At 73.1% G+C, this 8,300-nt stretch carries 13 protein-coding genes; 9 read left to right on the plus strand and 4 right to left on the minus strand.

Annotated features, from left to right (window positions below; genetic code table 11):
• Positions 1–313 precede the first annotated feature (313 nt).
• Entirely contained in the window at positions 314–1,033 is a 720-nt protein-coding gene (locus I5E_RS11530) for a VIT1/CCC1 transporter family protein (RefSeq protein WP_022907124.1), read from the plus strand.
• Between the two features lie 22 nt (positions 1,034–1,055).
• Here I5E_RS11530 and I5E_RS11535 read toward each other — a convergent pair whose 3' ends face one another.
• Positions 1,056–1,526: an SRPBCC family protein gene (locus I5E_RS11535; protein WP_022907125.1), complete on the minus strand. Its 471-nt coding sequence runs from the start codon at positions 1,524–1,526 to the stop codon at positions 1,056–1,058.
• Positions 1,523–2,098: a GNAT family N-acetyltransferase gene (locus I5E_RS11540; RefSeq protein ID WP_022907126.1), complete on the minus strand. Its 576-nt coding sequence runs from the start codon at positions 2,096–2,098 to the stop codon at positions 1,523–1,525. Before I5E_RS11540 ends, I5E_RS11535 begins: the two co-directional genes overlap by 4 nt.
• Before the next feature lie 44 nt (positions 2,099–2,142).
• Here I5E_RS11540 and I5E_RS11545 point away from each other — a divergent pair, with 44 nt between their 5' ends.
• The 3 genes from I5E_RS11545 to epsC all read left to right on the plus strand — a co-directional run bounded on the left by I5E_RS11545 (position 2,143) and on the right by epsC (position 4,973).
• On the plus strand, positions 2,143–3,180 hold the full coding sequence (locus tag I5E_RS11545; RefSeq protein ID WP_022907127.1) for a dipeptidase: 1,038 nt from the start codon (positions 2,143–2,145) through the stop codon (positions 3,178–3,180).
• A gap of 273 nt (positions 3,181–3,453) precedes the next feature.
• Positions 3,454–4,392 carry a cysteine synthase A gene (cysK, locus tag I5E_RS11550; protein WP_022907128.1) on the plus strand — a complete coding sequence of 313 codons (939 nt, stop codon included), beginning with the start codon at positions 3,454–3,456 and terminating at the stop codon, positions 4,390–4,392.
• The gene (gene epsC, locus I5E_RS11555) at positions 4,389–4,973 is read left to right on the plus strand and encodes a serine O-acetyltransferase EpsC (protein ID WP_261974923.1); all 585 of its coding nucleotides are present in this window, start codon (positions 4,389–4,391) and stop codon (positions 4,971–4,973) included. Before cysK ends, epsC begins: the two co-directional genes overlap by 4 nt.
• A 51-nt stretch (positions 4,974–5,024) precedes the next feature.
• Here epsC and I5E_RS11560 read toward each other — a convergent pair whose 3' ends face one another.
• A complete protein-coding gene (locus tag I5E_RS11560) occupies positions 5,025–5,324 on the minus strand; it encodes an excalibur calcium-binding domain-containing protein (protein WP_022907130.1) in 300 nt (99 codons plus the stop codon).
• A gap of 137 nt (positions 5,325–5,461) precedes the next feature.
• Between I5E_RS11560 and I5E_RS11565 the strand changes: the two genes are divergently transcribed.
• The gene (locus tag I5E_RS11565) at positions 5,462–5,845 is read left to right on the plus strand and encodes an MmcQ/YjbR family DNA-binding protein (protein ID WP_022907131.1); all 384 of its coding nucleotides are present in this window, start codon (positions 5,462–5,464) and stop codon (positions 5,843–5,845) included.
• Positions 5,846–5,860: 15 nt separating this feature from the next.
• Here the strand turns inward: I5E_RS11565 and I5E_RS11570 are convergent, their stop codons facing one another.
• Positions 5,861–6,526, minus strand: a complete 666-nt coding sequence (locus tag I5E_RS11570; protein ID WP_031262315.1) for an MOSC domain-containing protein — start codon at positions 6,524–6,526, stop codon at positions 5,861–5,863.
• A 98-nt stretch (positions 6,527–6,624) separates the two neighbouring features.
• Here I5E_RS11570 and I5E_RS25485 point away from each other — a divergent pair, with 98 nt between their 5' ends.
• The 4 genes from I5E_RS25485 to I5E_RS11590 are packed head-to-tail and all read left to right on the plus strand — an operon-like array spanning position 6,625 to position 8,293.
• Positions 6,625–6,795: a hypothetical protein gene (locus tag I5E_RS25485; RefSeq protein WP_187290500.1), complete on the plus strand. Its 171-nt coding sequence runs from the start codon at positions 6,625–6,627 to the stop codon at positions 6,793–6,795.
• Positions 6,796–6,804: 9 nt separating this feature from the next.
• Positions 6,805–7,359, plus strand: coding sequence for an RNA polymerase sigma factor (locus tag I5E_RS11580; protein WP_022907134.1), 555 nt, complete (start codon positions 6,805–6,807; stop codon positions 7,357–7,359).
• On the plus strand, positions 7,356–7,988 hold the full coding sequence (locus I5E_RS11585) for a hypothetical protein (protein WP_031262318.1): 633 nt from the start codon (positions 7,356–7,358) through the stop codon (positions 7,986–7,988). The genes I5E_RS11580 and I5E_RS11585 overlap by 4 nt, the downstream gene beginning before the upstream one ends.
• Complete coding sequence (locus tag I5E_RS11590) at positions 7,985–8,293, plus strand: hypothetical protein (protein ID WP_022907136.1); 309 nt, start codon at positions 7,985–7,987, stop codon at positions 8,291–8,293. Before I5E_RS11585 ends, I5E_RS11590 begins: the two co-directional genes overlap by 4 nt.
• The last annotated feature ends 7 nt before the right edge of the window (positions 8,294–8,300 follow it).

Here is an 8,300-nt window from a genome sequence, read left to right on the forward strand (position 1 = left end):
GCCGTTCGGCTCCTCCGAGCGGCACCGCATGTCGTACAGGACGACGGCGTCGAACGCCGCCTCGAAGAACGCCGTGGCTGCGTCGATGTCCGGCACCGTGACGCCCACGTGGTCGATCCTGATTCCCCTGCTCATACGACGATCGTGACAGCTCGGCGACCGGACGTTCCGGCCGGTGGCCGAGGGTGCGGTCCCGATGCGGCTTCCCGCACTCCGCACGAGGTGAGGTGAGGCTGTCCTCACCAGAAAACCCCTGATCAGGGTAGCCTCACCATGCTGGCGCCGCTCGCGACGGCGTGGCATCCTGACGTCCATGTCGACCGCAACCGACCTCGTCCTCCCCACCACCGACCACGACACCGCCAGCGCCGCCAAGCTGAACTGGCTGCGCGCCGGCCTCCTCGGCGCCAACGACGGCATCGTCTCGGTCGCGGCGGTCCTCGTCGGGGTCGCCGGTGCCGGGGCAGGGACCGGACCGGTCATCGCCGCCGGGACCGCTGCGCTCGTCGGCGGAGCCGTGTCGATGGCCCTCGGCGAGTACGTGTCGGTCAGCGGGGCCCGCGACGCGCAGCGCACCGGCCAGGCCGCGCAGCAGGCGCAGCTCGAGGCGGAGTCGGAGGACGCCGGCACGATCGCCGCGCACTACCGCGCGCTCGGGGTCGACCCCTCGGTGGCGAGCGCCGTCGCCGACGAGCTCGTGCGCCCCGAGGTCCGCAGCCGACGCGCCGCCGCAGCGCTCCGCGACGCCGAGGACGAGGTCGTCAGCCCGTGGCGTGCCGCCTGGGTGTCGGCGGCGACCTTCACGACCGGCGCCGCCCTGCCCTTCCTCGCGATGCTCCTCAGCCCGGAGTCCGCGCGCGTCGCCGTGACGGTGGTCGCGGTGCTCGTGGCGCTGGCCGCCACCGGGACAACCGGCGCGGCGCTCGGCGGTGCCCCGCGCACGCGGGCGACGATCCGCGTCGTCACCGGGGGCGCACTGGCACTCGCCGCGACGTACGCCGCCGGGGCGATCCTCGGGGCGCACGCGCTCTGAGGCGTCGACCGGCTCCGCTCCGCTACGGTGCGGCCGGACCGCCGGCGGCGAGCTCGGCCGCCAGCGAGGCGTTGCGCTCCCGGATGAGCCGCGGCAGGTAGCGGGCCAGTGCGAGGCGTTCCGCGGCGAGTCCGAGCACACCGAGCGGTGCGCGGAACGCGATCTCGTCGACCATGCGCGTCCCGTCGGCCGTCGCCTCGAACCGGTGCTCGTGCCGGAACCGGGCGAACGGTCCACGCACCTGTTCGTCGACGAACCGGTGCGGCGCCTCCAGTGCCGTGATCCGACTCGTCATCCGCCACACGATCCCGAAGTGCCGAGCGCGCCACGTGACGGACTCACCGAGCCCGATCGTCCCGGTGGTGGTGCCGTCGACCGCCCGCTCGCCGCTCGCGGCCATGGAGCGCTCGTGCGCGCCGATGTCGAGCGACAGCCGGAACACGCGCTCCGGCGGGGCGGCGAGGTCGGTGACGACCCGGAACGCGACGGTCACGGGACCGGCCAGGCGGTGCTGACCGACCGGTCGTCGTCACGCAGGACGGCGGCGAGCAGCTGGTCGTGCCGCACGCCGTGCTGGAGCACCGCGGACCGCTGTCGGCCCTCGTACCGCAGCCCCAGGCGCTGGGCGACCGCGATCGAGCCGCGGTTCTCCGCCATCGCGCGCCACTGGACGCGGACCAGTCCGAGCCCCTCGGGCGCCGGCGCGAACGCCCACCGGAGCACCCGGTCCGCCGCCTCGGTCACGAAGCCCTGCCCGCGGGCGTCGGGGTGGGTGGCGTACCCGATCTCGGCACCGCCGGCGGCGAAGCCGAACAGCCCGACCGTCCCGAGCAGCCGGGGGTCGTCGGACCGTCGGATGGCGAACTCGTAGCGGACGTCCGAGGCCCAGCCCTCCTGCACCACGGCCGTGAGCCAGTGGTGGGCCTCGGCGTGGCCGTACGGTTCTGGCATCGGGATGAACGCCACGACGTCGGGATCGGTCGCGTACGCGACGACGTCGTCGGCATCGGAGAGCTCGGGGACCGAGAGGACCAGCCGCTCGGTCCGGAGCGTGACGGGGTCCATGAGGCGAGCCTAGCGAGCGGCCGGGCCGCGGTAGCGTCGAGGGCATGACGTTCGACGCGCTCCCGTTCCCGGTCATCGACGGACACAACGACCTGCCGTGGGAACGGCGGGAGACCCACGACTCCGGCGTCGAGGGCATCGACTCCGAGCAGGGATCGCTGCACACCGACCTGCCGAAGCTCCGGGCCGGAGGCGTCGTCGGCCAGTTCTGGTCGGTCTTCGTCCCGACGGACGTCCCCGACCCCGTCCGGGCGACGCTGCAGCAGGTCGACCTCGCGCACCGGATCATCGAGCGCTGGCCGGACGCCCTCGCCCTCGCCCGCACCGCCGCCGAGGTCCGCGCCGCGATCGACTCCGGCCGCACCGCGTCGCTGCTCGGTGCCGAGGGCGGTCACTCGATCGGCGACGACCTGGCGGTGCTCCGCGACCTCGCCCGCCTCGGGGTGCGGTACATGACCCTCACGCACAACGACGACACGCCCTGGGCCGACTCGGCCACCGGCTCCCACCCGCACGGCGGCCTGACCGACCGTGGGCGCGAGGTGGTGGCCGAGATGGAGCGGATCGGGATGCTCGTCGACCTGTCGCACACGTCGCCGGAGACGATGCGCGACGCCCTCGACGTCGCCACGCAGCCCGTCGTGTTCAGCCACTCGTCGACGATCGCCGTGAACGACCACCCCCGGAACGTGCCGGACGACGTCCTCGCCCGCCTCGGGGACAACGGCGGCGTCGTGATGATCACCTTCGTGCCGAAGTTCGTGTCTGGCGCGTGGGCCGACTGGGAGGACGCCGGATCGGTCGGGGAGCCCCCGCTCGTGACGGTGTCGGACGTGGCGGACCACGTCGAGCACGCGCGGGACGTCGCCGGCGCGGCGCACATCGGGCTCGGTGGCGACTACGACGGCACGCCCGTGCTCCCGCCGGACCTCCGCGACGTGTCGCGCTACCCGGTGCTGGCGGCGGAGCTGCAGCGGCGTGGGTGGGGTGCCGACGACCTCCGGGCGCTCGCCGGTGGCAACGTGCTGCGGGTGCTCGAGGCGACGGACGAGCGGTTCGCGCGGACGGCGCACGTGCGCTGACGGACGGGGGCGCGGGCGCGGTGCGCCGTGCGCGGGTCCAGCGCGCAGGATTTCGTGCGCAGCGACACATTTCGCGATCGGGGACGCGAGAAGTGTCGGTGAGCGCGAACGGTCGCGGGCGGACCAAGCCGTTGGTCGGGAGGCGCGGTGCGCGCCGGGCGCGCCGGGCGCGTCACACAGGCAGCACCACCCGGGGTCCGATCGCTAGGATCGCAGCGCACGCCGTGCCTCCAGGGCGGAGGCACGCGACCTGACCCGATGAGGACGGTACCGATGAGCGGCACGATCCACGATGACATCTCGCAGGCGTTCGGGAACACGCCGCTGGTGCGGCTGAACCGCCTCCCGAAGGAGGGCGGCGCCGAGATCCTGGCGAAGCTCGAGTTCTACAACCCGGGTGCGAGCGTGAAGGACCGGCTCGGTGTCGCGATCGTCGACGCGGCGGAGGCGTCCGGCGAGCTGCAGGCGGGTGGGACCATCGTCGAGGGGTCGTCCGGCAACACCGGCATCGCGCTCGCCCTGGTCGGCGCCGCCCGCGGGTACCGGGTCGTCATCACGATGCCCGAGACCATGAGCGTCGAGCGCCGCGCGCTCATCCGCGCCTACGGTGCCGAGATCGTCCTCACCCCGGGGTCCGAGGGCATGAAGGGCGCCGTCTCGAAGGCGGAGCAGATCGTCGCCGAGACACCCGGTGCGATCCTCGCCCACCAGTTCGAGACGCCCGCGAACGCGGCGATCCACCGGAAGACCACGGCGGAGGAGATCCTCCGCGACACCGAGGGGCACGTCGACGTGTTCGTGGCGGGCGTCGGGACCGGTGGCACGATCACCGGCGTCGGACAGGTCCTCAAGGAGCGGGTCCCCGGCGTGCAGATCGTCGCGGTCGAGCCGAAGGACTCGCCGCTGCTGACCGAGGGCAAGGCCGGCCCGCACAAGATCCAGGGCATCGGCGCGAACTTCATCCCCGAGGTCCTCGACCAGAGCGTCATCGACGAGGTCTTCGACGTCGAGCTCGACGACGCGCTCCGGGTCGCCCGCGCCCTCGGCACCGAGGAGGGGATCCTCTCCGGCATCTCCTCCGGCGCGATCATCCACGCCGCCATCGAGATCGCCGCGCGTCCCGAGAACGTCGGCAAGCGCGTCGTCGCGATCGTCTGCGACACCGGTGAGCGCTACCTGTCGACGGTGCTCTTCGAGGGGCTCACTGCGTGACGTCAGCCCGACGTCGTGGCGTGCTGCGGACCGTCCGTGAGGACCTGGCCGCAGCACGCCGCGGTGATCCCGCAGCGCGCGGGGACCTCGAGAACGCCGTGGTGTACTCCGGCCTGCACGCGATCTGGACCTACCGGATCACGCACCGGCTCTGGCTCGCGAAGGGCCTGCCGGGATCACGCTTCGCGGCCCGGGTCATCGCGCAGATCGCCCGGTCGGCGACGGGCATCGAGATCCATCCCGGTGCGCGCATCGGGCGACGGTTCTTCATCGACCACGGCATGGGTGTCGTCGTCGGGGAGACCGCGGTGATCGGCGACGACGTCGTGCTCTTCCACGGGGTGACCCTCGGCGGCCGCGGAGGCGAGCACGGACCGGGCGCCCGTCGGCACCCGGCGGTGGGGGACCGCGTGGTCCTCGGTGCCGGGTCGTCCCTGATCGGGGCGATCACGGTCGGTGCCGACTCCGTCGTCGGGGCCAACACCGTGGTGACGAAGGACGTCCCGCCGGGGTCGGTGGTCACCGGGGTCGCCGGGACCGCCCGCCCACGCTCCGGGCACGAGGGCGTCCCGCCCCTCTGACGCGCGTCGCGGGGAGCGCGGCGCGCGGCGCGCGGCCGCGGCTGCGCTGCGTCAGCTCTTCTCGCAGGCGATCCCGTCGGCGTCGCGGTCGAGCTTCTTGTTCGCCGCGTACAGCGCGTCGTCCTTCTTCACGGTGCCCTTGAGCGCGCGGTACGTCACCTTGCCGGCCGAGGTCACCCGGTTCTTCGTGACGGACTTCTTGGCGATCCCGCCCGAGTAGACCTTCTGCACCGCGGTGCAGTTCTTGTAGACGGTGGGGGCGGCCTCGGCGGTCGAGGTCCCGCCGACGACGGCGGTCGCGGCGAGGACGGCGGTGGCGGCGGCGATGCTCAGGGTCCGGGTGATGTGCACGGACTGAGGATAGTTCGAGGATGGCGGCACCGGGTACCCCAGTCCGAGGCGCGCCGACGGCGAGACCGGTCCGAGGCGCGCCGACGGCGAGACCGATCCGAGGCGCGCCGTCGGCGGTCGGGGGCATGCTGGAACGAATGGACGGCGAGATGCTGCACGAGGTCGCGATCCGCACCGCGATGGGTCTGCCCGCGGTGGTGGAGACCCAGCCCTTCGGCGAGGGCGCCTTCGTCTACAAGGTCGTCGGGAAGATGTTCGTGATGACGTCCGTCCTCCGGGACGTCCCGATCGTCAACCTCAAGTGCGCGCCACCGCACGGCGCCGCCCTGGTGCGCGACCACGCCGAGATCACCCCCGGGTGGCACATGAACAAGCAGCACTGGATCACGCTGTCGCCGGGCGACGGCATCGACGAGACCCTCGTCGAGGACCTCGTCGGCAACGCGTACGACCTCGTCGTGGCGAAGCTCCCCGCGGCGAAGCGCCCGATCGACCCCGTGCGCCGCGCGCAGCAGGGCTGACGGTCGGCGCTCCGCTCAGGCGGTCGTCCGCGCGAGGACCTTCGACGCCTCGCGGACGACCTTCGGCGCGAGCCCACCCGTCCCCGGGCCGCCGGGCCCCGGACCGTGTCCGGACGCCAGCACCGCTTCGGCCTGCTCGGGCGTCAGCCCCCGGAAGAGCTGGCCGATCGTGACGCCGTGGTCGGGCCGGCGGGTGACGACGACGGGGTCACCGGCGGACACCGGTCCGGACCGCACCACGCGGAGGTACGCGCCCGGTCGGCCCTCCTCCGTGAACCGCTTCACCCACTTGTCGACCCGCATCCGGCGCGCGAAGGTACCGCAGGGGATGCGCGGGATCGTGACCTCGAGCTCGAGGGTCTCGCCGATCCGCCAGCGCTCACCGGTGACGGCGCCGGTGACGTCGATGCCCGAGGTGCGCAGGTTCTCACCGAACAGCCCCGGCGGGACGTCGCGGTCGAGGAGGTCGGCGAAGTACGCCGCGTCCTCGTCCGCGTAGGCGTACACCGCCTGGTCCGCGCCGCCGTGGTGCTTCCGGTCCGCCTGCACGTCGGCGTACAACCCGAGCGGGCGGATCCGGACGGGGCCGTCGACGGGACGCTTGTCGATCGCGGTCACGCCGATGGTCCCGGAGTCCGGCAGCAGGCGGTCGACGCGGCAGACGGCGGTGACGAGGGACATGCCCACAAGCCTGCCGCAGTTCTCGTGTGCGGAGAAGTGTGACGATCCGGGTGTCCGCTCCGTCCCATCGGTGGACGACACCGATGGAGGAACCCACCATGACCCGAACCGCACCTGCTGCCCACCCGGCGCACCCCGTGCGTCCGGCACCCGTCCGTGTCGGGGACGAGCACGTCCTGGCGCAGGTCCGCATCCGATCGCTGGCGGCGCGACCCGTCGGACCGATGAAGGTCCTGCACACACAGGAATCCCCGACCCCGCACCGGTAGAAGGAGACCGTGCCCCACCAGCCCCTCACCGACCTCGACGACGGCGTCCTCGCCGGTCGATCGGCCGACGGCGACGTCCGGGCGTTCGAGGTCCTCATCCGACGGCACACGCCGCTGCTCCGCGCCTACGCGCGACGGACCCTCGGGTCGACCGACGAACTCGACGACGTCGTGCAGGAGACGTTCATCACCGCCTGGAACCAGCTCGACACGCTGCAGGACGGCGCCCGGGTCAAGGCGTGGCTCATGCGCATCCTCAGCCGGAAGTGCATCGACCGCATCCGGGCCCGTCGTTTCCACGACGACGTGACCGAGCTCGAGGTCGAGGCGCCGTCGGACGACGCTCCGGACCGCGTGGCCGAGGCCCGTTCCCGCGAGGAAGCGGTCGAGACCGCGCTCGCGGAACTCCCCGAGGCGCAACGGCGGACGTGGCTGATGAAGGAAGTGCTCGAGTACTCGTACGAAGCGATCGCGGAGGAACTGCACCTCCCGCCCTCGACCGTCCGCGGCCTGCTGTCCCGGGCGCGCAAGAACATGATCCGTCTCATGGAGGGATGGCGATGACCGAATCCGATCCCGTCCGACTCGACTCCCTCGAACCCGACGACCTCGACGGCCACACGATCGACGAACTGGCCGACTACCTCGACGCCGGGATGCAGCCGGCCGACCCGAGCATCGACCACTCCGCCGCGTGCCAGAACGCCCTCGCGGCCATCGTGCGGCTCCGGCAGTCGTCGCTCGGCTCGCTCGAGGCCGCGGCCGAACAGGAGGCCCCGGCCGACGAGTCGTGGATCAGCGGCGTGCTCGCCAACATCTCGCTCGAGGCCCGCGCCGGGCGCGACGTCCCGCTCCGTCCGGTGGCGCCCACCGAGCGTCCCGTGATGACCGAGGGGGCCATCCGCTCCCTCGTGCGCACCGCCGGCGACGCGGTGCCCGACGCCCTCATCGCACGCTGCACGCTCGAGGGGGACGTCACCGAGCTCGGCGCGCCGGTCCGGGTCGTCGTCGAGATCGCGGTCCGCGCCGGGTCGACGATCCAGCGGGTGGCGTCGGACATCCGCGAGACCGTCGCCGAGGTCCTCGCGACCGAGACCGACCTCGTCGTGGCGTCCGTGGACGTCGTGGTGCGGGACCTCCTGCCACCCTCGACCGACGAGCCGGACGACGACGCCGAGGAGGACCGAGCATGAGCACCCAGGACGAGACCTTCGCCGAGATCGAGGCCGCCGTCCTCGCTGTCCCCGGGGTCGCCGAGCTGTACCGCGCACGCCCGACGCTCGGCAGCGCGGTCGACGCGGCGAAGCGCCTCGCGTCCCGCGCCTCGGTCGCGCACGTGGTCCTCGACGACGACGTGCTCCGCGTCGTGATCGGCACCGACGGTTCCGTGCCGGCCCCGGAGACCGCGCGTGCGGCGCACCTCGCGGCGCTCGACGCCGCGACCGCGCACGGCCTGCCGCTCAGCCGCGTCGACGTGCGGATCGCGCGCGTCGGCTGACGTTCCC

The sequence above is a fragment of the Curtobacterium sp. B18 genome (assembly GCF_000333375.1).
Taxonomy (GTDB): Bacteria; Actinomycetota; Actinomycetes; order Actinomycetales; family Microbacteriaceae; genus Curtobacterium.